Here is a 262-nt window from a genome sequence, read left to right on the forward strand (position 1 = left end):
ACGGCGAACCAGGGATACAGGCCGGGCTTCTGGGTGCCGGGTCGGCCCTTGTGGTCGAAGTTCATCGTGCCCTTGGGCGAGCAGAAGCGCATGCGCGTGCAGATGTTGATGATCGCGCGCAGGCGATCCATGCCGTCGAGCTTGGGGCTCCAGGTCGCCGGGTTGTTGCCGAACATGCCGCGCAGCAGCTTGACGTGGTTGGGGCCGGCAAGCCTGCTCTCGACCTCGTGCGCGCGGGCCAGCGCGATCCGCGGCGTCCATT

Annotated in this window: 1 pseudogene; it reads right to left on the minus strand. The window is 67.6% G+C overall.

The features are described 5' to 3' along the window. Positions 1–262: pseudogene (locus FLQ44_RS23435) on the minus strand (diadenosine tetraphosphatase); the annotation flags it as partial.

Origin of the sequence: Vogesella mureinivorans, assembly GCF_007644035.1 — a bacterium.
In the GTDB taxonomy this organism is placed as follows: domain Bacteria; phylum Pseudomonadota; class Gammaproteobacteria; order Burkholderiales; family Chromobacteriaceae; genus Vogesella; species Vogesella mureinivorans.